Below are 24,403 nucleotides of genomic sequence, written 5' to 3' on the forward strand. Positions count from 1 at the left end.
GGCAGCCGGTGAGGGACCGGCCGGTGCGCAGAGCAGCCGGTGAGGGGCCGGGCGGGAACCGACCGCCCTCAGCGCGGCGCGCCGTGCCAGCGCCACCGGACGGGGGCGGGCACACCGCGCCACGACGCCCGGCCGGTGTGGTGGAGCAGCGCCCCGGCCGGGTCGTCGCCCGCGTCGACGCCGGGCCACAGCCGGGCGAGCACGTCCCGGCACGGCTCCGGGGGCAGCGTCCACCCCGGGGCGGTCGTGCGGGTGATGTCGTGGGTGTGCACCAGGACCTCGACGACGCCCATCGCCGCGAACCCGGCCGCGTCCGCGTCGCCGAACGGGTGCCAGCCGCGCACCCCCGGCGGCGCGGTCCGGACGGCCGCGGCGAGCATCGCCCCGCCCGTCGCGACGACCTGCAGCAGCCCGGCGGTGCCGACGCCCTCGGGCACCACGATCTCGAACGGCGGGTAGCGGTCGGAGGGGGCGAGCGCCACCTGGGCCGCGTAGCCGAACAGGTCGTCCGCGACGTGCACCGCGGTGTCCCGGCACGACCACTCCAGCGGCCCGGCCGGGGCGGACCAGCCGTCGTCGGGCACCGGCTCCAGGGCCCGGACCAGGACCGCCACCGCGTCCTCGACGTCCTCCGCGCGCATCGGTGCAGCGTGCCCTGCGGGCGGCCGCACGGGCCAGCGCATTAGGATTCCGCGGTGGCCCACGAGGACGAACGCATCGCACTGCTGCTCGACTACGAGAACCTCGCGATCGGCGCCCGCGACGGGCTCGGGGTCGTGCCGTTCGACTTCGGCCCGGTGGCCGACGCGCTCGCCGAGCGCGGGCGGGTCGTCGTCCGCCGCGCCTACGCCGACTGGTCCTCCTTCGACGAGGACCGCCGCCTGATGGCCCGCGCCCAGGTCGAGCTCATCGAGATCCCGCAGCGGATCGGCGGCTCCCGCAAGAACGCGGCGGACATCAAGCTCGCCGTCGACGCGATAGAGCTCGCCTACGAGCGGGGGTTCATCACCACCTTCGCCATCGGCACCGGCGACTCCGACTTCACCCCGCTCATGCACAAGCTGCGTGAGCTGGACAAGCGCGTCATCGGGATCGGCGTGCAGTCCTCGACCTCGGCGCTGCTGCCGCCCGCCTGCGACGAGTTCCTGTTCTACGACCGGCTCCCCGGTGTCGAGCCGACCCAGGCGCCCGCGCCGCCGCGTCGTCGCCGGGGGAGCCCCCGCCCCGCACCGGCTCCGGCCGCGGGACCGGTCTCGACACCTGCCCCGGTCGCGACCCCGGAGCCGGAACCGGCCCCGGTCGTCCCGCCGGACCCGTTCGACGTCACCTTCTCCGACGGCAGCGACGACACTGCCACCACCGGGGCCGAGGAGCGCGACCTCGCGGGCCTCGTCGTCAGCACCCTCGGCGGGCTGACCCGCCAGGCCGACGGTCCGGTCCTGGCGTCCCGGCTCAAGCGCGCGATCCTGCGCAAGGACCCGACCTTCGACGAGTCCGACCACGGGTTCCGCGGCTTCGGCGAGCTGCTGCGCCACCTGCAGGACCGCGGCGCGGTCACGCTGACCACCGGTGCGGCGCAGGGCGACCCCGAGGTGGCGCTGCCCGACGACCCGGACGCCGACCACGACGCGTTCGCGCTGCTCGTCGACGTGGTGCGGGAGATCGCCGCGGCCGGGGACCCGCCGCAGCTGTCCGGGCTGAAGAACCAGCTCCGGACGCGGGTGCCGGACTTCTCCGAGAAGCGCTACGGCTTCGGCAGCTTCCTGTCCTTCGCGAAGGCGGCCCGCGCCCGGGATCTCATCGAGATGGAGTGGAGCGACGACACCGGCGACTACGTGCTGCGCCCGACGTCCTGACCACACACGACGATGCCCCCGCCGACGAGGTCGGCGGGGGCACCGTCGTGGTACTGCGGGGACTCAGCGGCCGGTGGCCTTGTGGGTCCCGCGCTGGAACAGCTTGCCCGCGCGCGCGGTGACCGCACCGGTCACGCCGAACGCGGTGGCGACCGCCCCGGCGGCGACGCGGCTGGTGAACCGGATCGGGTTGAGCGGCTTGTAGACGCGCAGGGCGAAGTCGTCGAGCTGCGAGGCGGCACGCTCGCCGTTCTCGTACAGCCTGCGGGCCAGGCGGGCCCCCTGGTCGTCGAGGTCGTCCTCGACGCGAGCGCTCACCCGCGCGGCCCGGTCCGCGGTGCGCACCGCGGACTCGGCGCCCTGGTCGGCGACGGCCTTGACGGTCTCGGCGGATCGCTCCGCGGACGCCCGGGCCTCGCCGGCGACCTGCTTGCCGGTCCGCTCGGCGGTGCCGGCGAGCTGCTCACCGGTGGCCTTGGCCGCCCGGGCCGCGGCCTTGCCGGCGTTCTTCGGGGCCTTGCCGTTCGTGTTGACCTTGCGCGCCTCGGCGGCCACCGTGTCGGCGCCCTCCTTGACGGCGTCGGCGGCCTTCGAAACGCCGTCACCGGTCTCGCCGGCGACCTTCTTGGCGGTCGTCCGGGTGTCGGAGCCGATCGAGTCGGCGGCCTTCCCGGTCGTGTCGGCGGCCTTCGACGCGGTGTCCTTGACCGCGGTGGCGGTGGCGCCCGCGGCGGCCTTCGTGGCGGTGCCGGCGTCGGCGTCGGGCTCGATGGAGCGGCGCTCGCGCACCGAGCCGTCGGTACCGTGGACGACGAGGTTGCCGCCGCCGTCGTTGGCGATGATCTCCACCGCCCGGGTGATGGCCTCGGCCTGGGTGCTGGTACGGGCACTCGGGCGTCGGGCGTCTTCCTTCTCGACGGTCCAGCCGTCGTCGACCGGCTTGACGTGGCGGTCGGCCATGGCGGGTTCCTCCCCTGTACGGGACTGACTGGGCGAACCGGGGTATCCGGAACGGTCTTCTCCCGTTGGGCATGCCCGACGATCGCTGAGCGTAAACGCAGGTCAGCGATGCGTGGCGAGCGTCTCGTTCCGTCGCGTGACCGCGATCACGGCAGCCAGGGCGCCGAGGACGAGGGGCGTGACGACGAGTACCCCGCCGTGCAGGACGAAGGCCTGGGTGAGCGCCGCACCGATCATCAGCAGGACGAGCCCGGCGGCGGCCGGGGCGGCGAGGCGCGGGATGCACAGCCCGATCCCGCCGGCCAGCTCGAGGAAGGCGACGACGTAGCGCAGCCACTGGCCGAGGCCGATCCCGTCGAAGATCGCGACGGCGAACGGGTCCCCCAGAACTTCGGCAGGGCAGAGGCCAGGACGAAGAACAGTCCGAGCAGGATCTGGAGCACCCACAGTGCGCGGTGCGCGGCGACCGGCAGGCGGCGGGTGGGGGAGGGGGTGGTCATGGTGCCTCCGCGAGCACGGCCCCGGCGGTTCCGGGGCGCTCACCACCTATGACCGGCGGGCCCCGGCGATCTCATCGGTCGTGCGGGCGGGGACTACACCACCGGGCATCGGGCCCGCGGCGCGTGGCCGCGGTACCCGATGACCCGATGGTGCCCGGCATCGACAGGGGCTCCCGGTTCTGCAGATGCCGGTCACGGGGTTCAACGCCCGACCTGCCGTCGGGTTGTGGGTGCAGTGGCCCTTGTCTTGCCCGCCACCGTGAGCGGCGCCGCGCCCGCGACGGGCGGGAGCAGCTCGCGGTGGGCGTCCGATGAGGAGCAGTGCGTCACGACCGCCGGTAGAAGACCGGCGACGGACGGAGTGACGCAGGCCATACTGGTCGCATGCGTGATGAGCGGTGGCGGGTCGAGGTCGGTACGGAGAACGCGGCGTGGCTGGCGACGGAGTGCCGCACCGCGTTGCTGGCCCGGGAGTACCGGCCGGTCGACGTGGGAGGCGGCGTCGTCGAGTTCGACCGGCTCGCGCTCGGCGCGATCCGCGAGCTCGGCGAGGAGGAGGACGGCTACATCTCCGACGACGCCGAGGGCGTGCGGATCTGGATCGGCGACGACGCCTTCGAGCTGATCCGCATGGACTGATCGGACGGACACCCGGACGGACGCCCCGGCACACACCCGGACACACCCGAGGGGCCCGGCCGGTGCGGCCGGGCCCCTCGGGTGCGTACGACGTCAGGCGATCTGCCGGTCACCCGGGTTGATCGGGCGGGGCAGGACGGAGCGGCCGGTGAGCCACTCGTCCACACCCGCTGCCGCGGAGCGGCCCTCGGCGATGGCCCACACGATCAGCGACTGGCCGCGGCCGATGTCACCGGCGACGAACACGCCGTCGACCGAGGACATGTAGCGCTCGTCGCGGGCGACGTTGCCGCGCTCGTCGAGGTCGACCTGGAGGTCGTTCAGCAGGGCGCCCTTCTCCGGGCCGACGAAGCCCATCGCGAGCAGCACCAGCTGCGCCGGGAGCTCCCGCTCGGTGCCCTCGACGGGCTCGAAGCCGGACTCCCCGCGCTTCACCTCGACGATCCGGATGCCGGCGAGCTTGCCGTCGGCATCCTTCACGAACTCGGTCGTGTTGACCGAGAACAGCCGCTCGCCGCCCTCCTCGTGGGCCGAGGAGACGCGGTAGACCATGGGGTAGGTCGGCCACGGCATGTTCTCGGTGCGGTGCTCCGGCGGGGTCGGCATGATCTCCAGCTGGGTCACCGAGCGCGCACCCTGACGGTGCGAGGTGCCCAGGCAGTCGGCGCCGGTGTCACCGCCGCCGATGATCACGACGTCCTTGCCCTCGGCGGAGATGGGCGGTGCGTCGATGTCGCCCTGCTGCACGTGGTTGGCCCACGGCAGGAACTCCATCGCCTGGTAGACGCCCTCGGCGTCGCGGCCCTCGGCGGGCAGGTCGCGCCACGCCGTCGCGCCGCCGGCGAGGACGACCGCGTCGAAGTCGGCGCGCAGCTGCTCGACGGTGATGTCGGTGCCGACGTCGACCGAGGCCCGGAAGTGGGTGCCCTCGGCGACCATCTGCTCCAGGCGCCGGTCCAGGCGCGCCTTCTCCATCTTGAACTCGGGGATGCCGTAGCGCAGCAGCCCGCCGATGCGGTCGGCCCGCTCGAACACGACGACGTCGTGCCCGACCCGGGTCAGCTGCTGGGCGGCGGCCAGCCCGGCCGGCCCGGACCCGACGACGGCGACCTTCTTCCCGGTCTTCACCTCCGGGACCATCGGGGGCACCCAGCCCTCGTCCCACGCCTTGTCGATGATCTCGATCTCGACCTGCTTGATCGTGACCGCGTCGTCGTTGATGGCGAGCACGCACGCCGCCTCGCACGGGGCGGGGCACAGCGTCCCGGTGAACTCCGGGAAGTTGTTCGTGGCGTGCAGCCGCTCGATCGCCTCGCGCCAGTCCCGGCGGTAGACCAGGTCGTTCCACTCGGGGATGAGGTTCCCCAGCGGGCAGCCCTGGTGACAGAACGGGATGCCGCAGTTCATGCAGCGCCCGGCCTGCTTCTCGAGGGTCTGCTTCGGGAAGTCCTCGTAGACCTCGCGCCAGTCCATCAGCCGCAGGTCCACCGGCCGCCGGGTCGGCGTCTGCCGGGGAGTGGTCATGAAGCCCTTGGGGTCACCCATGAGCAGCCTCCATGATCGCCTGGTTGACATCGCGGCCCTCGCGCTCGGCGTTCTCCGTCGCGAGCAGCACGCGCTTGTAGTCCTTGGGCATGACCTTGCCGAACCGCTCGACCGCGTTGTCCCAGTCGGTGAGCAGCGCGTGCGCCACCGCGGAGCCGGTCTCGGCGTGGTGCCGCTCGACGAGGTCGTGCACGATCGACCGGTCCTCGTCCGCGAGCGGGTCGAGGTCGACCATCTCGGGGTTGACCCGGTTGCGGTCGCCGTCGAGCAGGTAGGCCACGCCACCGGACATGCCGGCGGCGAAGTTCCGCCCGGTCCGCCCGAGGACGACGACCCGACCACCGGTCATGTACTCGCAGCCGTGGTCACCCACGCCCTCGACGACGGCCACCGCACCCGAGTTCCGGACGCAGAACCGCTCGCCGACGACACCGCGGATGAACATCTCGCCTGAGGTCGCGCCGTAGCCGATCACGTTGCCGGCGATGACGTTCTCCTCGGCGGGGAACGGCGACGACGGGTCCGGCCGCAGGGTCAGCCGGCCACCGGACAGCCCCTTGCCGAAGTAGTCGTTGGTGTCGCCGACCAGCCGCAGCGTGATGCCCTTGGGCACGAACGCACCGAAGCTCTGGCCGGCCGAGCCGGTCAGCGTGATGTCGATCGTGTCGTCGGGCAGGCCCTTGCCGCCGTGTGCCCGGGTCAGCTCGGACCCGAGCATCGTGCCGACGGTGCGGTTGACGTTGCGCACCGGCAGGTCCAGCCGGACCCGGTCGCCGTTGCGCAGCGCGCCCTCGGCCAGCTGGATCATGGTGTTGTCCAGCGCCTTGTCCAGGCCGTGGTCCTGCTCGCGGGTCCGCTTGCGCGGTGCGTCGTCCGGCACGTCGGCGATCTTGAAGATCGGCGAGAGGTCCAGGTGCTTGGACTTCCAGTGCTGGGCCGCGGTGTCGACGTCGAGCACGTCGGCCCGGCCGATCGCCTCGTCGAGCGAGCGGAAGCCCAGCTCGGCGAGGATCTCGCGGACCTCCTGCGCCACGAACCGCATGAAGTTCACGACGTACTCGGCCTTGCCGTTGAACTTCTTGCGCAGCTCCGGGTTCTGCGTCGCGACGCCGACCGGACAGGTGTCGAGGTGACAGACGCGCATCATGATGCAGCCCGACACGACCAGCGGGGCGGTCGCGAAGCCGTACTCCTCGGCGCCGAGCAGCGCCGCGATGACGACGTCACGGCCGGTCTTGAGCTGGCCGTCGGCCTGTACCGTGATCCGGTCGCGCAGCCCGTTGGCCATCAGCGTCTGCTGGGTCTCGGCCAGGCCGAGCTCCCAGGGTCCGCCGGCGTGCTTGATCGAGGACAGCGGCGAGGCGCCGGTGCCGCCGTCGTGGCCCGAGATGAGCACGACGTCGGAGTGCGCCTTGGACACACCGGCCGCCACGGTCCCGACGCCGACCTGGGACACCAGCTTCACGTGGATGCGGGCCCGCGGGTTGGCGTTCTTCAGGTCGTGGATGAGCTGCTTGATGTCCTCGATGGAGTAGATGTCGTGGTGCGGCGGCGGCGAGATGAGGCCGACGCCCGGCGTCGAGTACCGGGTGGTCGCGATCCACGGGTAGACCTTGCTGCCGGGCAGCTGACCGCCCTCACCGGGCTTGGCGCCCTGGGCGATCTTGATCTGGATGTCGTCGGCGTTGACCAGGTACTCGGAGGTGACGCCGAACCGGCCGGACGCCGCCTGCTTGACCGCACTGCGCCGCGAGTCGCCGTTGGGGTCCGGGGTGAAGCGGTCCGGGTCCTCGCCGCCCTCACCGGTGTTGGACCGGCCGCCGATGCGGTTCATCGCGATCGCCAGGGTCTCGTGCATCTCCTGGGAGATCGAGCCGTAGGAGATCGCGCCGGTCGCGAACCGGGTCATGATCGACTCGATCGACTCGACCTCGTCGATCGACACGGGCTCGCGCCCGTCCTTGAAGCGGAACAGGCCGCGCAGCGTCATCAGCCGCTTCGCCTGGTCGTCGACGGCCTTCGTGTACTCCTTGAAGACCTCGTACTTCCCGGCCCGGGTGGAGTGCTGCAGCTTGAAGACGGTCTGCGGGTTGAACAGGTGCAGCTCGCCCTCGCGGCGCCACTGGTACTCGCCGCCGACCGGCAGCGCCCGGTGCGAGGCACGGACGTCGTCGGCGGGGTAGGCGCGCCGGTGGTGGGCCAGGACCTCCTCGGCGAGGACGTCGAAGCCGACGCCGCCGATCCGCGACGCGGTGCCGCGGAAGGCCGCGTCGATGACCTCGGAGCCCAGGCCGACGGCCTCGAAGATCTGCGCACCGGTGTAGGACGCGACCGTCGAGACGCCCATCTTCGACATGGTCTTGCGGACACCCTTGCCGAGCGCCTTGACCAGGTTCTTCGCCGCGGTCGGGCCGTCGACGCCGGGGATGTCGCCGCGCTCGGCGAGGTCCTCGACCGTGGCCATCGCCAGGTACGGGTTCACCGCGGAGGCGCCGTAGCCCAGCAGCAGCGCGATGTGGTGGACCTCGCGGGCGTCCGCGGACTCCACGACCAGCCCGACCCGGGTACGCGAGCGCTCCCGGACCAGGTGGTGGTGCACGGTGCCGGTGAGCAGCAGCGACGGGATCGGCGCGTGTTCGGCGTCCACCCCGCGCTGGGACAGCACGATCAGGCGGGCCCCGTTCTCGATCGCGCGGGACACCTCCTGCTTGATCTCGGCCAGCCGCGAGAGCATGCCCTTGCCGCCGTCGCGGGCGGTGAAGGTGCCGCGGACGACGTGCGAGGCGAAGCCGGGGAACTCCCCGTCGTCGTTGATGTGGACGATCTTCGCCAGGTCGTCGTTGGTCAGCACCGGGAACGGCACGACGATGGTCCGACAGTGCGCCGGCGTCGCGTCGAGCAGGTTCTGCTCCGGCCCGAGCTGGCTGAACAGCGAGGTGACGAGCTCCTCGCGGATCGCGTCCAGCGGCGGGTTGGTGACCTGGGCGAACAGCTGGATGAAGTAGTCGTAGAGCTGGCGCGGGCGCTCGGCGATCGCGGCGAGCGGCGCGTCGTTGCCCATCGAGCCGATCGGCTCGGCCCCGGACACCGCCATCGGGCGGAGCAGGACGTTGAGCTCCTCCTCGGTGTAGCCGAGCGCCTGCTGGCGCAGGTTGAGCGTCTCGTGGGTCGGGGACTCGCGGGTACGGGCGGGAAGCTCGTCGAGCCGGATCAGGCCGGCGTGCAGCCAGTCGGCGTACGGGTGCTCGGCCGCCAGCGCGCCCTTCACCTCGTCGTCGTCGACGATCTTGCCGAGCTCGGTGTCGATGAGGAACATGCGGCCCGGCTCGAGGCGGCCCTTGCGGACGACCTTGTCGGGCGCGACGTCCAGCACTCCGACCTCGGACGCGAGCACGACCAGGCCGTCCTCGGTGACCCAGTAGCGGGCCGGGCGCAGGCCGTTGCGGTCGAGGACCGCGCCGATCCGGGTGCCGTCGGTGAACGCCACCAGGGCCGGTCCGTCCCACGGCTCCATCAGGGTGGAGTGGTACTCGTAGAACGCCCGCCGGGCGGGGTCCAGCTCGGTGTTGTGCTCCCAGGCCTCCGGGATCATCATCAGCACCGCGTGCGGCAGGCTGCGACCGGACAGGTGCAGCAGCTCCAGGACCTCGTCGAAGGTGGCCGAGTCCGACGCGTCCGGGGTGACGATCGGGGTCAGCCGCGACAGGTCGCCGGGCAGGTTCGCGGACTCCAGCAGCGACTCGCGGGCCGCCATCCAGTTCCGGTTGCCGCGCAGCGTGTTGATCTCACCGTTGTGCGCCACGTAGCGGAACGGGTGCGCCAGCGGCCACGCCGGGAACGTGTTCGTGGAGAAGCGCGAGTGCACGATCGCCAGCGCCGAGGTCACGCGCTCGTCGTTCAGGTCGGGGTAGAACGCCGCGACCTGCGGCTCGGCGAGCATGCCCTTGTAGATGACGGTGCGCGGCGACAGCGAGGGGAAGTAGGTCTCGGTGTCGTGCTCGACCCGCTTCCGGAAGCAGAACGCACGGCGTTCCAGGTCGATGCCGGCGGGCGCGCTCTCCGGGGCGTCCCCGGTCAGCTCCACGCCACCGACGAACAGTTGCCGGAAGCCCGGCATGGCGTTCCGGGCGATGGAGCCCAGGTCCGCGGCGTCGGGGTCGGTCGGGAGCTCGCGCCACCCGAGGACCGTGAGGTCCTCCTCGGCGGCGAGCGCGTCGATCCGCTCGATCGCCGCGGCGGCCTCGGCCTCGTCACGCGGCAGCATCGCGATGCCGGTGGCGTAGGCGCCCTCCGCGGGCAGGTCGAAGTCGGTGACCTCGCGGTAGAACGCGTCCGGGACCTGGATCAGGATCCCGGCACCGTCACCGGTGTTGTACTCGGCGCCACGTGCACCGCGGTGCTCCAGTCGCAGCAGGGCCTCGATGGCCTTCTGCACGATGGCGTGGCTGCGCTTGCCGGTGACGTCGGCCAACATGGCCACACCGCAGGCGTCGTGCTCGTGATCGGCGGCGTAGAGCCCACCGGGCGAGGGGCGACGCGTCTGGTCACTGATCGCGGCCAACTGCTCCTCCTGTCGTCTCGGTGCACCTGGAGCCACCCGCATCGGACGACCCGGACAGGCAAGCTCGCTGCGGTCCGAAAAGGGTTTTCAGAGTACAGCGCGCAGCCCGAGTGGGACGTGCGACGAGGGCCGTTCAGGTGCACCGTGCCGCCGGGTGGGTGACCGGCGGACGGAATCTTCCTCCGGGCACGCCGAGCGGCCGGGCGCTGACTTCCAGTACCCGGCCGTTCCTGCGGCACGGTTCGACCGCACACCCCGGCGAGTGCGGTCTGGCGAGTGCACAGAGTCGCACGTCGCAACCGTGGTGCGCTACTGAGAGCGGCCCACCTGTCCCGTGATGTGGATCGCTGACCATGCGAGCAGGTCAACGTTGCCGTCCCGTGTCCGGACGGTGAGCCGATCGTGACCATCCGTCGGGAAGTGCCGTCTACTGCGTGGGATCGCCGTGCGGGAGCGGGTCGTTACGCGCCGCTTCCCGGGAGCCGGGGGAGACTGGGCGCGATGAACGCGTCGCCGCACACGCCCGCCGCCGGGCCGCCGCCGTCCTCACCCGACCGGGTGTCCGACGAACGGGTCGCCGCGGTGCTCGCCGATGTCGCCACGATCGGTCCCTGGTTCGCGGTGGTGACGCCCGCCGCGTCCGGCACCGTCCGGTGGGACCCGCTCTACGCCGCGCCCGTGGCCGGTGGCCCGGACCCGCTCGGTCGGCGGATCGACGAGGTCACCACCGCGCTCGGCGGGGACCGGCGGGTCGGGGCGTCGGTCGCGGTGATGGGGCTCGCGGCGCGGATCGTGTCCATGCCCTTCGCGGCCGTGGCCCTGCACGGTGTCCTCCCGTCGCTCGGGGAGCTGCGCCGGGACCCGGGCGCAGCCGACCCGTGGGCGGCCGCCCTGCCCGCCGGGACCACCGGCATCGCCACCCCGGACGTCGCCGTCGACCCGGCGGGCGCCGCGGACCTGCTCGCCCGGGAGCTCGCCGACGCCCATCTGGAGCCGCTGTACGCCGCCGTCGCCGTCCGCGCCGCGGTGTCGCCGCGGGTGCTGCGCGGCAACGTGGTGTCCTCGATCGGCGGGGCGGCGCGGGTCATGGAGGCCGTGCGGCGCCCGGACCGGCGTCGGTACCTGGCCCTGCTCGACGCGCTCGCCGACCACCCGGTGCTGCGCGGGCCGTTGCCCTCGGGGGCGACCGGGCGTCTGCTCCGTCTCGACGAGACCGACGCGGACACCGAGTGGGCGTTCCGGCGCCGCTCCTGCTGCCTCTACGTCCGCGCCCCCGGCGGCGGGACCTGCGGCGACTGCGTGCTGGCCGGCCGCGCCTGACCGGAACACGGCACCGTCCCCGGGCACCGCACCGCCCCCTGGCACCGCACCGCCCCCTGGCACGGCCCTGGCACCGCGGCCCCCGGACAAGGCAGCGCTCCGGGCCGCAGGCAGCGCAGGCAGCGCTGTCGCGCCACGGCGGCGCCGCGCCGAGCTCAGGCCGGCAGCGCGATGTCGGCGACGGTGACCCGCACCCGGGCGTCGAGGCCGCACACCGTCGCGACCTCCTCGGCCACCTCCCGGCGCACCCGTTCGGCCAGCTCGGCGCAGTTCGTGCCGAACCGCACGCCCACCGTCACCCGGATCTCGGCCTCGTGCCCGTGCACCGACGCGACCAGGCCCTGCACCCGCAGCTCCTCGGGCACCGGGTCGCGGGGCAGCCAGTCCGCGGCCAGTCCCAGCAGGGTGTGCGCGACGTCTCCCATCAGCGCCACGACCCCCGGGACCCGCCGGACCCGTCGCGCCGCCACCCGCGCGACGGCCAGGTCGGACACGGACACCGTCGTCGGCCCGCTCATGCCGGCTCCTCCCACAGGTCCTCGACGAGGATGTCCACCCCGGCGATCGGCACGCCGAGCGTGCGGTCCCCGGCCGAGATCATCATCTGCCGGACGCGGGCGGTGACCGACGCGAGGTCGACGCCGAACCGCGCGGCGACCGTCACCCGCACCCACACCGCGGGCGGGCCGTCCGCGGAACCGTCCGGGTCGCGGAGCTGCTCGATCCGGCACCGGCGGGCCCGCAGCCCGTCCATCGTGTCCACGACGTGGCGCAGCGCCGCCTCGGCGGTCGGCCTGCCGAGCCACGCGTCCGGGCCGAGGGTGAGCAGCTCGTGCGGGCGCAGGTCCGCGACGACCGCGCCCATCACCTGTTCCAGCACCGACGGCGGCGGCCGCAGCGGCTCGGCCGCCATCCTCGCCACCAGCCCGCCGAGCCGGTCGTGGTCGGCGCGTGCGCGCACGCAGTGCGGACAGGTCAGCTCGTGCTCGTCGAGCACGCCCTCCTCCGCGTGGTCCCAGACGTCGGCGGCGTCCCGGCCGCAGGCCAGCGGCTCGACGCGGTCCGCCCCGGTCCTGCCTACCGCCATGCCCGCATCCTCTCCGCCAGTGCTCCGCGTGCCCGGTGGATCCGGCCGCGGACGGCGGTCTCGCCCGCCCCGGTGATCTGGGAGATCTCGCTGTAGCCCAGCCCCTCCAGCTCCCGCAGCACCCACGCCGTGCGCTGATCCTCCGGCAGCGACGCGACCGCCCGCGACAGTGCCGCCATCTCCGCGTCGACCTCGGCGGCCCGCTCCGGGGTGGGGGAGCGGTCGTCGGCCGGCGCGACCGGACCGTCGTCGGTCGGGAGCGGGTCGGTCCGTCGTCGCCGCCGGACCAGTGCGGTGCAGCGGTGGGTGACGATCCGGTACATCCAGGTGGAGAAGGCCGCCTCGCCGCGGAAGGTGCCGATCCGCCGCCAGGCGTCGATGAGCGCGTCCTGCAGGGCGTCCTCGGCGTCGGTGGCGTCGCCGACGACCCGGACCGCGACCCGGAACAGGGCGTTCTGGTGGCGGCGGGCCAGCTCCTCGAACGCGCCGACGTCGCCGTCCTGGGCCCGGACGACCAGCGTGGTCTCGTCCAGCTCGGCCCGCGACGGCACCCGTGCCGGCTGTGCCGACGGCACGTCAGGGCTCGGTGGTCGGGCGGCCGGTGGGCCGCTGACCTGCGCGTTCACCATGGACGGCCCCGTCGGGGTGTGAGCGGTGGAAGGTGGGGGTAGTCCCCACTCGTCGAGGACGGTAGCGACCGGCGGGCACCCCCGCCCGCCGGACACGCGACCGGGAAGCAGGTGAGTTCCATGGGTCTCGGAGACAAGATCAGCAACAAGGCCGAGGAGCTGGGTGGCAAGGCCAAGGAGGCCACCGGCGAGGCGACCGACGACAAGGACCTGCAGGCCGAGGGCAAGGCCGACCGGGCCACCGGCAACCTGAAGCAGGCCGGCGAGAAGCTCAAGGACACCTTCAAGAGCTGACCCGCGCACCACGACGGCGGCGGCACCCCACAGCGGGGTGCCGCCGCCGTCGTCTGTCGCTAAGGTCCGGCCCCGTGACCGACCCCGCCGCAGGACCCGGCCCGCAGGCCGTCGCGGACGCCGTGCTGGCCCACCCCTCGGTGCTGCGCCTCGACGGCGGCCCGTTCGGCGCGATCGCGTCGTACCTGCCCGGGCACCGGGTCCAGGGCGTGCGGCTGGCCGACCCGGTCGAGATCGCCGTCGTCCTCCGGCTGGGCAGGCCCTTCGCGGAGGTCGCCGACGAGGTCGCCGACCGGGTCCGCGCCGTCCTCGGTGACGACACCCTGGCCGTGGACGTGACCGTCGCCGACGTCGGTGCGGCCGGCGGTGTCGAGGGCCCCGCCGCACCGTGACCCGCGCCCGGGCCGTCGCACGGTGACCGGGCTCGCCTAGACTCGCGCGAGCCCCGCCGTCACCGGGCGCGTCCCACGTACCCGGCGGCCGGTGGCACGGGACGCCCGGCGCGAGAGCCGGGATCGTCCGGCGCCGGCGGGCGGGGCCACCGACCGGGGGCCGCGCGAGCCGCGGCCCGATGCATCACTCGTACCGCCCCAAGGAGTTCCACCGTGAAGAGCACCGTCGAGCACCTCAGCCCGACGCGCGTCCGGATCAACGTCGAGGTGCCGTTCGACGAGCTCAAGCCGGACTTCGACCGCGCGTACAAGAAGATCGCCCAGCAGGTCCGCATCCCCGGCTTCCGCCCGGGCAAGGCGCCGGCCCGCATCCTGGAGGCCCGGATCGGCCGTGGCCCCGTCCTCGACGAGGTCGTGAACGCCGCGATCCCGGTGAAGTACCAGGAGGCCGTGGTGACGTCCGAGGACGTCAAGCCGATCGGCCGGCCCGACATCGAGGTCACCGAGATCGCCGACGGCGAGCGCATCGCGTTCACCGCCGAGGTCGACGTCCGCCCCGAGATCACCCTCCCCGACCTGGACGGCCTGACCGTCGAGGTCGACGAGACCGAGGTGACCGAGGACGAGGTCACCGAGCAGCTCGACCAGCTGCGCGCCCGGTTCGGCACCCTGGCCGGTGTCGACCGCCCGTCGCAGAAGGGCGACTACGTCCAGATCGACCTCTCCGCCGCCGTCGACGGCACGCCGATCGAGGAGGCCACCACGACCGGCTTCTCCTACGAGGTCGGCCAGGGCGGTCTCATCGACGGCATCGACGAGGTCCTCGAGGGCATGTCGGCCGGCGAGGAGAAGACCTTCACCTCGAAGCTGGTCGCCGGCGAGCACGCCGACAAGGACGCGGACATCACCGTCAAGGTGACCACCGTCAAGGAGCGCAACCTCCCCGACGCCGACGACGAGTTCGCCCAGCTGGCGTCGGAGTTCGACACCCTCGACGAGCTGACCGAGAACCTGCGCGAGCGCCTGGGCCGGTCCAAGCGGATGGAGCAGGCCGCGCAGGCCCGCGACCGTCTCCTGGACAAGCTCGTCGAGGACACCGAGGTGCCGCTGCCGGAGTCGGTCGTCGCGGCCGAGGTCGAGACCCGCACCCACGACGCGGTGCACGCCTTCGACCACGACGAGGACAAGTTCGGCGAGTTCCTCTCCTCGCAGGACAAGACCCGCGAGCAGTTCGACACCGAGACGCGCGAGGAGGCCGAGAAGGCCGTCCGCTACCGCCTCGTGCTCGACACCCTGGCCGACCGCGAGGAGATCTCGGTCGGGGACCAGGAGCTCACCGAGCGGATCATGTACCAGGCCCAGCAGTACGGCATGGCCCCCGAGCAGTTCGTCCAGCAGATCCAGCAGGCCGGCCAGCTCGGCGTGATCTACCAGGACGTGCGCCGCTCCAAGGCGCTGATCACCGCCGTGCGCGCGGCGACCGTCACCCTCCCGGGTGGCGAGGTCGTCGACCTGTCCGACCTGCTCGGGCCGGACGAGGACGAGACCACCGTCGAGGAGGTCCCCGCGACCGATGTGGACGGTGCCGCCGACACCGCCGACGAGGCCGCCGACACCGCCGACACCACCGCGGAGACCACCAGCGACAAGGCCTCCGACAAGGCCGACGCGAAGGCCTGACCGGCCGTCGTCACCCGGCCTCGCACGACGTGCCGTGCGCTGTCGGCGAACATCGGGCGTCGTTCCCTACGCGGGGCCCCCGCTCCGCGTAGGGTCGGCCCCGAACCGGTCCCCACCGGACCGTGAACGGGTTCGCAAGACCCGACACCGGAGAACCGAGAGCGATCCAGAGGAAGACTCCGGGACCCCCTCCCACGGCGTCCGCGCCGCGGGAGCGGGCCCGACTTCGGAAAGCAGGGTGAAGTGAGCCAGCAGGACACCGGCCCGTCCGCGGGCCGCGGCACCGGGCCGCAGATGCGGTCCGGCATCAGCGCTATGTCGCTGTCCGACTCCGTGTACGACCGCCTGCTCCAGCAGCGCATCATCGTGCTCGGTCAGCAGGTGGACGCGGAGATCTCGAACCGCATCGCGGCGCAGATGCTGCTGCTCGCGGCCGAGGACCCGGACAAGGACATCGAGCTCTACATCAACTCGCCCGGTGGCTCGGTCACCGACGGCATGGCCATCTTCGACACGATGAACCTGATCCCGTGCGACGTGGCGACCACGGCGATGGGCATGGCCGCGTCGATGGGGCAGTTCCTGCTGTCGGCGGGCACCCCGGGCAAGCGCTCGGCGCTGCCGCACGCGCGGATCATGATGCACCAGCCGTCCGCCGGCGTCGGCGGCACGGAAGCCGACATCACCATCCAGGCCGAGCAGTTCCGCCGCACCAAGCGGGAGATGGCGGAGCTGATCGCCCAGCACACCGGTCAGTCGGTCGAGACCATCGAGCGTGACTCCGACCGCGACCGCTGGTTCTCCGCGCAGGAGGCCAAGGACTACGGCTTCGTCGACCACGTCGTCACGCACGCGGGCCGGATCGGCGAGCAGAACGGGAGCGCCCAGTGAGCACCTTCGACCCGCGCCACCCGGAGTCGATGACCGACCTGCGCGGCCCCGGCGGCTGGGCGCCGGACCCGGCCCGTTCCCGGTACGTGCTCCCGTCGTACGTGGAGCGCACCAGCTACGGGGTCAAGGAGTCGAACCCGTACAACAAGCTCTTCGAGGAGCGCATCATCTTCCTCGGTGAGCAGATCAACGACACCTCGGCGAACGACACCATGGCTCAGCTGCTGGTGCTCGAGTCGCTCGACCCGGACCGCGAGATCTCGCTGTACATCAACTCGCCGGGCGGGTCGTTCACGTCGCTGATGGCGATCTACGACACGATGCAGTTCATCCGGCCCGACATCCAGACCGTCTGCCTCGGGCAGGCGGCGTCGGCCGCGGCCGTGCTGCTGTGCGCCGGCACCCCGGGCCGCCGCATGGCGGTCGAGAACGCCCGCATCCTGATCCACCAGCCGGCCACCCAGGGCGTGTACGGCCAGGTGTCGGACCTGGAGATCCAGGCGGCGGAGATCTCCCGCATCCGCAAGCGGATGGAGGAGGTCATCGCACGGCACTCCAACCGGACCGCGGAGCAGGTGCGCGAGGACATCGACCGGGACAAGATCCTCACGGCCGAGGAGGCCAAGGACTACGGCCTGGTCGACGAGATCGTGCAGAGCCGCAAGCTGTCCGGTACCGCCGGCGGCAAGTGACACCCGGGTCACCGGCGGCCGGATCCGGCCGCCGGTGACCGCCCGGCGACCCGCCGGGGAACCGGACACCGCTTCCGGTCCCCGTGCGGGCCGCGGGCAGGTACCGTCAACCCGGCACGGGGCGACGGGCGCGACGCGAGAACGCCGGACCAGGACTGGGGATCGACACCTATGGCACGCATCGGCGACGGCGGGGACCTGCTCAAGTGCTCGTTCTGCGGGAAGAGCCAGAAGCAGGTCAAGAAGCTCATCGCCGGCCCCGGCGTCTACATCTGCGACGAGTGCATCGATCTCTGCAACGAGATCATCGAGGAGGAGCTGGCCGAGGCCGGTGAGGTCAAGCTCGACGAGCTGCCCAAGCCCACCGAGATCCACGAGTTCCTCGACCAGTACGTCGTCGGTCAGGCCACCACCAAGCGCACGCTGTCGGTGGCGGTCTACAACCACTACAAGCGCATCCAGGCCGGCGAGCGCAGCCGGGCCGCGGGCGGCGACGCCTCCGACGGCATCGAGATCGCCAAGTCGAACATCCTGATGCTCGGCCCCACCGGCTGCGGCAAGACCTACCTGGCGCAGACGCTGGCCAAGATGCTCAACGTCCCGTTCGCCATCGCCGACGCGACCGCCCTCACCGAGGCCGGCTACGTGGGCGAGGACGTCGAGAACATCCTGCTCAAGCTCATCCAGGCCGCCGACTACGACGTGAAGCGCGCCGAGACCGGCATCATCTACATCGACGAGGTCGACAAGATCGCGCGGAAGTCGGAGAACCCGTCGATCACCCGTGACGTGTCCGGCGAGGGCGTGCAGCAGGCGCTGCTGAAGATCCTCGAGGGCACCACCGCGAGCGTCCCGCCGCAGGGCGGCCGCAAGCACCCGCACCAGGAGTTCATCCAGATCGACACGACGAACGTCCTGTTCATCGTGGCCGGCGCCTTCGCCGGGCTGGAGCGGATCATCGGCGAGCGGGTTGGCCAGTCCGGCATCGGCTTCGGCGCCGACATCCGCTCGAAGAAGGACCTGGACTCCGCGGAGCGCTTCGCCGAGACCCTCCCCGAGGACCTGATCAAGTTCGGCCTGATCCCCGAGTTCATCGGCCGGCTCCCGATCGTCGCCTCGGTGACCTCGCTCGACAAGGACGCCCTGGTCAAGATCCTGACCGAGCCGCGGAACGCTCTGGTGAAGCAGTACCGCAAGCTGTTCGAGATGGACGGCGTGGCGCTGGAGTTCGCCGAGGACGCCCTCGACGCCGTGGCCGACCAGGCGATCCTGCGTGGCACCGGCGCCCGTGGCCTGCGGGCGATCATGGAGGAGGTCCTCCTCCCGGTGATGTACGACATCCCCAGCCGCGACGACGTGGCGAAGGTCGTCGTGACCGCCCAGACGGTGAAGGACAACGTCAACCCGACGATCGTCCCGCGCCAGCCGCAGCGCCGGGAGCGCCGCGACCGCTCGGCCTGAGCCGCCGCACGCACCGACCCGACGCCGGTCCCACCAGCAGGTGGGACCGGCGTTGTCGTATCGAGACCGGCTCGGGTTGCCGCACCCTTCCGCACTACTTAGCGTTGCTCCGTCAACAGTCGACGGAGGGGCGAGATGTCCGGATTTCTCACGCGCGAGCGCATCGTCGCTCCACCCGGGTGGAGCCGTTGGCTCGTCCCACCGGCGGCGCTGTCCATCCACCTGGCGATCGGCCAGGTCTACGCCTGGAGCGTCTTCAAGACCCCGCTGGCGACCGCGCTCGACCTGTCGGGCGTCGCCACGGCGCTGCCCTTCACCCTCGGCATCATCATGCTGGGGCTGTCCTCGGCGCTGTTCGGCACGAAGGTCGACAGCAACGGCCCGCGCTGGGCGATGGTCGTCGCGTCGAGCTGCTTCGTCGCCGGGTTCCTCATCTCGGGTCTCGGCCTCTACGCCGAGCAGTACTGGCTGGTCGTGCTGGGCTACGGCTTCGTCGGCGGCATCGGCCTGGGCATCGGCTACATCTCGCCGGTCTCCACGCTGATCAAGTGGTTCCCGGACCGCCCCGGCCTGTCCACCGGCCTGGCGATCATGGGCTTCGGCGGTGGCGCGCTCATCGCGACCCCGCTCACCAACTCGCTGCTGTCGGCGTTCGGCGGCTCCGGTGACGACGCCACGTCCTCCGGCATCGGGTCCACGTTCCTCACGATGGGCCTGATCTACCTGGTCTTCATGTCGGTCGGCTGGATCCTCATCCGGGTGCCCGCCGAGGGCTGGACGCCGCCGGGCTGGGACCCGTCGACGGCCAGGAAGAGCGGGATGATCTCGACCGGGAACGTCTCGGCGAACAACGCGATCCGCACGCCGCAGTTCTGGCTGCTGTGGGTGGTGCTGTGCTTCAACGTCACCGCGGGCATCGGCATCCTGGAACGGGCCTCACCGATCTTCCAGGACTTCTTCGCCGAGAACGGCGCCACGGCCACCCTCGCCGCGGCGGCCGGCGGGTTCGTCGCGATCCTGTCGCTGGCGAACTCGGCCGGGCGCATCGCCTGGTCGTCGCTGTCGGACGTGCTGGGCCGCAAGAACATGTACCGCATCTACCTGGGCGTCGGCGCGCTGCTGTACCTGCTGATCACGCTGATCCCGAACCAGTCGCGGGCGCTGTTCATCGTCGCAGCGGTGCTGATCCTGTCGTTCTACGGCGCCGGGTTCGCCACCGTCCCGGCGTACCTGCGGGACCTGTTCGGCACCTACCAGGTCGGCGCGATCCACGGCCGGCTGCTGACGGCGTGGTCCACCGCGGGCGTCCTCGGGCCGCTGATCGTCAACGCGATCGCCGACGCGCGGATCGACGCCGGCGTCGAGGGCCCCGCCCGGTACACGACCGCGTTCGTCATCATGATCGTCCTGCTGGTCATCGCGTTCGTCTGCAACGAGCTGATCAAGCCGGTCGACGGGAAGTTCCACGAGCCCACGGCGGCGGCCGCCCAGGGCCCCACACAGCAGAAGGAGACCGCGTGAGCAGCGTTGCCGAGACCGGCGGGTCGTCGACCTGGGGGCCGGTGCAGTGGGTCGGCGCCGTCCTGGCCTGGTTGTGGGTCGGCGTGCCGTTCGCCTACGGGCTCTACGAGCTCGTGCTGAAGATCCCCGCGCTGTTCGGCTGAGACTTCGCCCGCCGTTCACCCGGACGGTCCGGATCGTCCTCACCCGTCCGGGTTAGAACGGCGGGCGTGGCTCTTTCCCGACGCTCCCTGTTCCGCACCGCGGCCGCCGGTGGTCTCGCCGGCGCCGCTGCCCTCGCCCTGCCGGGCACGGGTGCCGCCGCCCCCGCGCTGGTCCGCTCCGGCCGGCCGCTGCTGACCCACGGTGTCGCGGCCGGTGACGTCCGGCCAGGCTCCGGGCTCGTCTGGACGCGGGCCGACCGGCCGTCGCGGATGGTCGTCGAGGTCGCGGGCTCGCCGGACTTCCGGCGGGCACTGCGGATCCCCGGCCCGGTGCTGACCCCGGCCACCGACCTCACCGGAAAGCTGCGTGTCCCGGCGACGCGGGGGCGGGTGCACTACCGCGTCGTCGCCGAGCCGCTCGACGGCGGCCCCGCGAGCGCCCCGCTGACCGGCTCCTTCCGGGCGGTCCCCGGCCGCGGCGAGCCGGTGCGCATCCAGTGGTCCGGCGACGTCGTCGGGCAGGGCTGGGGCATCGACCGCGCCACCGGCGGCATGCGGATCTTCTCCGCCATGGCCGACCGCGAGCCCGACCTGTTCCTGCACTCCGGCGACACCGTCTACGCCGACGGCCCGCTCACCGAGACCGTCACGCTCCCCGACGGCCGGGTGTGGCGCAACGAGATGACCGAGGCGAAGGCGAAGGTCGCCGAGACCCTCGCCGAGTTCCGCGGCCAGTTCGCCTACAACCTGCGCGACGACAACCTGCGCCGCTTCGCCGCCTCGGTCGGCCAGATCGTGCAGTGGGACGACCACGAGGTCACCAACAACTGGTACCCCGGCGAGATCCTCACCGGTGAGGTGGGGGAGCGCTACACCGAGAAACGGGTGGACGTGCTCGCGGCCCGCGGGTTCCGCGCGTTCCACGAGTGGCAGCCGGTCGACCCGCGCACCGCCGTCGACGGACGGGTGTACCGGCGGGTGCCGTTCGGCCCGCACATCGAGGTGTTCGTGCTGGACATGCGCACCTACCGCAGCGCGAACTCCGCCAACACCGGCCGTGGCGAGCGGATCCTGGGGCAGGCCCAGGCCCGCTGGCTCGTCGACGCGCTCGCGTCGTCCCGGGCGACCTGGAAGATCGTCGCCTCGGACATGCCGATCGGGGTGCTGGTGCCCGACGGCGACACCGCCTGGGAGGCCGTCGCCAACGGCGTGCCCGGACCGCCGAGCGGGCGCGAGTCGGAGATCGCCGGGGTGCTCGCCGGGATCCGCCGGCGGAAGGTCCGCAACGTCGTGTGGGTGACCGCCGACGTGCACTACACCGCCGCCCACCACTACGCCCCCGAGCGCGCCGCGTTCACCGACTTCGACCCGTTCTGGGAGTTCGTGTCGGGCCCGCTGCACGCCGGGGCCTTCGGCCCGAACGAGCTCGACCCGACGTTCGGCCCGCGGGCGGAGTTCGTGCGCGGCCCGTCCCGGCAGGGCGCGAGCCCGCTGGAGGGGTTCCAGCACTTCGGGGAGCTCGACGTCGCCCCGGACGGCGCGACCCTGGAGGTCCACCTGCGGGACCAGGCCGGCGCCTCCCTCTGGACGACCACGCTCCGCCGGACCTGACCCCGCCGCCGGGGGACCGGTGACCGGTGGTCGGCCGGTGCCGGAGAGGTGGGCGGGACGGGCCGGGGCAGCCGGAGGGGCGGGACGGCCGGAGGGGCGAGGACGGGCCGGGGCGGTCGCCGTCGTGGCCCGGTCGCTGCCGTGCCCCGGGTCCCCGCCGTCCCCGGGGGCCTGCCGTGGCCCGATGACCGGCCGCTCGCCGGCGGACGGCGCCGCACCCCGATCAGAGAGCCCCCCGCACCCCACCCGAGGTCGACGCACCCGTCGCGGGGGGTGCGTCAGCCACGAGCGGGGTGCGCGAGGCCCCTCCGGCCGCCTCGGCGGCGCCCGGCACCCCGGCGCGCCCGACGATGCTCGCCACCCCGGGGCGCCCTCGCGGTCCGGTACTCCGCCGCGCCCGGCGGCCTCCGGCCCTCGACCGGCAGCGACCGCCGGGTCCCCGGCCGGTCGGCCGCGTTCACACCCGCTGGCCGGCGTCCACACCCGTTGCAACGGGTGTGGACGCCGGCCAAGGGGTGTGGTTGCGGGGCGTCGGGTCACGCCGGAGGGGCGGCGTCCGGGTCCGTGGGCCGCCGGTCCGCGACGGCGGGTGCGGGGGCGGTGGTCGTCGCGGCCAGGACGGCCGGGGCCGTCGGGACCGCGACGGGGGTGGCCGGGGCCCCGGCCGTGCGCGCACCGGTGCCGGAGGTGGTGTCCGGGTCCGTGGCGGGTGCTGCGGAGTAGGCGGCGGAGAGCCGCCGGTAGGGGCGGCTCGCCAGGGCGGCGAGGGTCAGGACCACGCCGAGGGCGCCGCAGAGGACGAACACCAGGGCGATCGCACGCGCGGTGCCGGTGCCGAACCACGACCCGATCGCGGCCGCACCGGCGCCGCCGTCGCTCATGAACGGCACGACCACCAGCTCGGTGAACGGCGCCAGCAGGAACGCGGTCAGCGGCGACGCGGCCTGCTCCACGCTCTGCGCGAACCCGAAGACCCGGCCCTGCCGCCCGTAGGGCACGACTCGCTGCAGCACGGTCTGCTCGGCGGCCTCGGCGAACGGCATGAGCAGCATGAACACCGCCATGCCCAGGGCCAGCAGGACGATCGAGGCGTGCAGCGGGAACAGCATCGTCGCGGCCCACAGCACGGTGTTGACCAGCAGCAGGGTCCGGACCGGGCGGCTGCCCAGCCCGATCCGGGCGACGAGCAGCCCGCCGACGATCACCCCGGCGGACAGCACGCCCCACAGCAGCCCCCAGGCCGCGACCGACATCATGGACAGGCCGTAGGGGTCCATCAGCGCCATGAACGCCCCGCCGAGCAGGTTGTTCACGCAGGAGAACGCGATCAATGCGGGCAGCCCCGGCACGCTCGCGACGAGCCGGACGGTGCCGCGCAGGTCGAGCCCGCCCCGCTCGTCGACGGTCACGGCGACGGCCGGACCGGCCGGTGCGGGCACGGCCGGGATCCGGACCCGGGCCAGGTGCAGCAGCGACGCGACGAGCACGACGAGCGCGGCGACGAGCACCGTGCGCATCCCGTCGACCGCGACGAGCAGCCCGGACGCGACCGAGGTGACCAGGAAGGACACCCCGGTCGCGGTGCCGACCAGTCCGTTGGCACGGTCCCGGACCGGGGCCGGGACGAGCAGGGTGACCAGCGTCGGCAGCGCGATGGTGCGCAGGTTCCCGGCGATCACCCCCAGCATCAGCGCGACGACCAGCGTCCACAGCAGCGGGCTCGTGGGATCGCGGAAGGCGTCGGCGGGCGCGAGCAGGAGCAGCGCCAGGCACAGCGCGTAGACCACGGCCGACACCGCAGCCGAGACCTGCATGACCGCGCGCGTGCCGAACCGGTCGACGACCCCGCCGAACGGGATGCCGGTCAGCGCCGTCGCCACCAGGAAGATCCCGGCGATGATGCCGGTCGCCGCGACCGACCCCGTCTCCAGGAACACCCAGAACGTCACGGCGAACCACACCGTGAAGTTCACGACCGACACCACCAGGGTGCCCACCAGCAGGTGTGCGAAGACCCGTTGGGCGCCGTGCCGGAGGTCGAGCTGCGTCATGGTCCACCGTCCTCTCGGGGGACGGACCGGTGCGGTTCCCGGAAGTCATCGCCCGGAGGTGGACACTGCGGGCTGAACCCGGCTTCAGGTCAAGCTCAGGCGGTCATGTCGAGGTGCGCGATCACCTTCGTCGGGCGGATCCGGACGAGGAGCTCGCCCGGCACGCCGTTGCGCCGGCCGAACTCCTCGGCCCGGTCCGCGCCCATGTAGCGCCCGCCCAGCGCGGTGGCGGTGCGCAGGAGCTCGTCGGGGTCCCCGCTCGTCTCGGCCACACCCTGCACCTGCACGAAGGCGTACGGCGGCTCGGGCAGGTCGGCGGTGAGCACGACGCGCGGGTCGCGGACGATCGCCCTGCCCTTCGCGGAGTCGGCGCCGGTGTTGAACACGATCGCGTCGTCCTCGACGAGGAACCAGACCGGCGCGACGAGCGGACGCCCGTCCTTCGCCGTCCAGCCGAGCATGCCGGTGCGGGTGCCGTGGGTGAGGAACTCGACGACCTCGGGGGTCAGAACGGTCATGTGGGCGAGCCTAGGCCCGGAAACCGGATGACGGTGGCGTCGTCACCGTGCT

22 protein-coding genes are annotated in these 24,403 nt (G+C 72.7%); 12 read left to right on the forward strand and 10 right to left on the reverse strand.

Features of this window, described 5'->3' with window-relative positions:
• Positions 1 to 68: 68 nt before the first annotated feature.
• Positions 69 to 641, reverse strand: a complete 573-nt coding sequence (locus tag KPL59_RS34360) for a maleylpyruvate isomerase N-terminal domain-containing protein (RefSeq protein WP_043278606.1) — start codon at positions 639 to 641, stop codon at positions 69 to 71.
• Between the two features lie 54 nt (positions 642 to 695).
• Between KPL59_RS34360 and KPL59_RS34365 the strand changes: the two genes are divergently transcribed.
• Positions 696 to 1,856 (forward strand): PIN domain-containing protein, encoded by a 1,161-nt coding sequence (locus KPL59_RS34365; RefSeq protein ID WP_226363272.1) that lies wholly within the window; start codon positions 696 to 698, stop codon positions 1,854 to 1,856.
• A 63-nt stretch (positions 1,857 to 1,919) separates the two neighbouring features.
• Here KPL59_RS34365 and KPL59_RS34370 read toward each other — a convergent pair whose 3' ends face one another.
• Together KPL59_RS34370 and KPL59_RS34375 are read right to left on the reverse strand one after the other, a co-directional pair.
• Positions 1,920 to 2,816 carry a DUF2188 domain-containing protein gene (locus KPL59_RS34370; protein ID WP_226363273.1) on the reverse strand — a complete coding sequence of 299 codons (897 nt, stop codon included), beginning with the start codon at positions 2,814 to 2,816 and terminating at the stop codon, positions 1,920 to 1,922.
• Between the two features lie 102 nt (positions 2,817 to 2,918).
• Positions 2,919 to 3,263, reverse strand: a complete 345-nt coding sequence (locus KPL59_RS34375; protein ID WP_226363274.1) for a DoxX family protein — start codon at positions 3,261 to 3,263, stop codon at positions 2,919 to 2,921.
• Positions 3,264 to 3,700: 437 nt separating this feature from the next.
• On the opposite strand from KPL59_RS34375, the gene KPL59_RS34380 reads away from it, so the two are divergent.
• Positions 3,701 to 3,955 (forward strand): hypothetical protein, encoded by a 255-nt coding sequence (locus KPL59_RS34380; protein ID WP_226363275.1) that lies wholly within the window; start codon positions 3,701 to 3,703, stop codon positions 3,953 to 3,955.
• 93 nt (positions 3,956 to 4,048) lie between these two features.
• Here KPL59_RS34380 and KPL59_RS34385 read toward each other — a convergent pair whose 3' ends face one another.
• Together KPL59_RS34385 and gltB are read right to left on the reverse strand one after the other, a co-directional pair.
• Positions 4,049 to 5,500, reverse strand: coding sequence for a glutamate synthase subunit beta (locus KPL59_RS34385; protein WP_226363276.1), 1,452 nt, complete (start codon positions 5,498 to 5,500; stop codon positions 4,049 to 4,051).
• Positions 5,493 to 9,974, reverse strand: coding sequence for a glutamate synthase large subunit (gltB, locus tag KPL59_RS34390; protein WP_374111714.1), 4,482 nt, complete (start codon positions 9,972 to 9,974; stop codon positions 5,493 to 5,495). The genes KPL59_RS34385 and gltB overlap by 8 nt, the downstream gene beginning before the upstream one ends.
• 588 nt (positions 9,975 to 10,562) lie before the next feature.
• Here gltB and KPL59_RS34395 point away from each other — a divergent pair.
• Positions 10,563 to 11,381, forward strand: coding sequence for a (2Fe-2S)-binding protein (locus KPL59_RS34395; RefSeq protein WP_226363278.1), 819 nt, complete (start codon positions 10,563 to 10,565; stop codon positions 11,379 to 11,381).
• A gap of 155 nt (positions 11,382 to 11,536) precedes the next feature.
• On the opposite strand, the gene KPL59_RS34400 is transcribed toward KPL59_RS34395, so the two are convergent.
• The 3 genes from KPL59_RS34400 to KPL59_RS34410 are packed head-to-tail and all read right to left on the reverse strand — an operon-like array spanning position 11,537 to position 13,043.
• A complete protein-coding gene (locus KPL59_RS34400) occupies positions 11,537 to 11,899 on the reverse strand; it encodes an Asp23/Gls24 family envelope stress response protein (RefSeq protein WP_226358836.1) in 363 nt (120 codons plus the stop codon).
• Entirely contained in the window at positions 11,896 to 12,468 is a 573-nt protein-coding gene (locus KPL59_RS34405) for a hypothetical protein (protein WP_020625708.1), read from the reverse strand. Before KPL59_RS34405 ends, KPL59_RS34400 begins: the two co-directional genes overlap by 4 nt.
• The gene (locus KPL59_RS34410) at positions 12,459 to 13,043 is read right to left on the reverse strand and encodes an RNA polymerase sigma factor (protein WP_226363279.1); all 585 of its coding nucleotides are present in this window, start codon (positions 13,041 to 13,043) and stop codon (positions 12,459 to 12,461) included. Before KPL59_RS34410 ends, KPL59_RS34405 begins: the two co-directional genes overlap by 10 nt.
• Before the next feature lie 174 nt (positions 13,044 to 13,217).
• Here KPL59_RS34410 and KPL59_RS34415 point away from each other — a divergent pair, with 174 nt between their 5' ends.
• From KPL59_RS34415 to KPL59_RS34455, 9 genes are all read left to right on the forward strand, one after another.
• Entirely contained in the window at positions 13,218 to 13,391 is a 174-nt protein-coding gene (locus tag KPL59_RS34415) for a CsbD family protein (protein WP_226363280.1), read from the forward strand.
• Between the two features lie 74 nt (positions 13,392 to 13,465).
• Entirely contained in the window at positions 13,466 to 13,783 is a 318-nt protein-coding gene (locus KPL59_RS34420; protein WP_149666007.1) for a hypothetical protein, read from the forward strand.
• A 213-nt stretch (positions 13,784 to 13,996) separates the two neighbouring features.
• Positions 13,997 to 15,463 carry a trigger factor gene (tig, locus tag KPL59_RS34425; protein WP_226363281.1) on the forward strand — a complete coding sequence of 489 codons (1,467 nt, stop codon included), beginning with the start codon at positions 13,997 to 13,999 and terminating at the stop codon, positions 15,461 to 15,463.
• A gap of 294 nt (positions 15,464 to 15,757) precedes the next feature.
• Positions 15,758 to 16,354, forward strand: a complete 597-nt coding sequence (locus KPL59_RS34430; RefSeq protein ID WP_043280209.1) for an ATP-dependent Clp protease proteolytic subunit — start codon at positions 15,758 to 15,760, stop codon at positions 16,352 to 16,354.
• A 29-nt stretch (positions 16,355 to 16,383) separates the two neighbouring features.
• Entirely contained in the window at positions 16,384 to 17,046 is a 663-nt protein-coding gene (locus KPL59_RS34435) for an ATP-dependent Clp protease proteolytic subunit (RefSeq protein WP_051050275.1), read from the forward strand.
• 171 nt (positions 17,047 to 17,217) lie between these two features.
• Positions 17,218 to 18,507: an ATP-dependent Clp protease ATP-binding subunit ClpX gene (gene clpX / locus KPL59_RS34440; protein ID WP_226363282.1), complete on the forward strand. Its 1,290-nt coding sequence runs from the start codon at positions 17,218 to 17,220 to the stop codon at positions 18,505 to 18,507.
• 135 nt (positions 18,508 to 18,642) lie between these two features.
• Positions 18,643 to 20,028, forward strand: a complete 1,386-nt coding sequence (locus KPL59_RS34445; RefSeq protein WP_075311283.1) for an OFA family MFS transporter — start codon at positions 18,643 to 18,645, stop codon at positions 20,026 to 20,028.
• The gene (locus tag KPL59_RS34450) at positions 20,025 to 20,171 is read left to right on the forward strand and encodes a hypothetical protein (RefSeq protein WP_020625699.1); all 147 of its coding nucleotides are present in this window, start codon (positions 20,025 to 20,027) and stop codon (positions 20,169 to 20,171) included. Before KPL59_RS34445 ends, KPL59_RS34450 begins: the two co-directional genes overlap by 4 nt.
• A 66-nt stretch (positions 20,172 to 20,237) precedes the next feature.
• Positions 20,238 to 21,782, forward strand: coding sequence for an alkaline phosphatase (locus KPL59_RS34455; protein WP_226363283.1), 1,545 nt, complete (start codon positions 20,238 to 20,240; stop codon positions 21,780 to 21,782).
• 536 nt (positions 21,783 to 22,318) lie between these two features.
• Here the strand turns inward: KPL59_RS34455 and KPL59_RS34460 are convergent.
• Complete coding sequence (locus KPL59_RS34460; RefSeq protein WP_226363284.1) at positions 22,319 to 23,833, reverse strand: MFS transporter; 1,515 nt, start codon at positions 23,831 to 23,833, stop codon at positions 22,319 to 22,321.
• Positions 23,834 to 23,928: 95 nt separating this feature from the next.
• A complete protein-coding gene (locus KPL59_RS34465) occupies positions 23,929 to 24,351 on the reverse strand; it encodes a PPOX class F420-dependent oxidoreductase (RefSeq protein ID WP_075311289.1) in 423 nt (140 codons plus the stop codon).
• Positions 24,352 to 24,403 lie beyond the last annotated feature (52 nt).

The sequence above is a fragment of the Pseudonocardia sp. ICBG1142 genome (genome assembly GCF_020496255.1).
In the GTDB taxonomy this organism is placed as follows: domain Bacteria; phylum Actinomycetota; class Actinomycetes; order Mycobacteriales; family Pseudonocardiaceae; genus Pseudonocardia.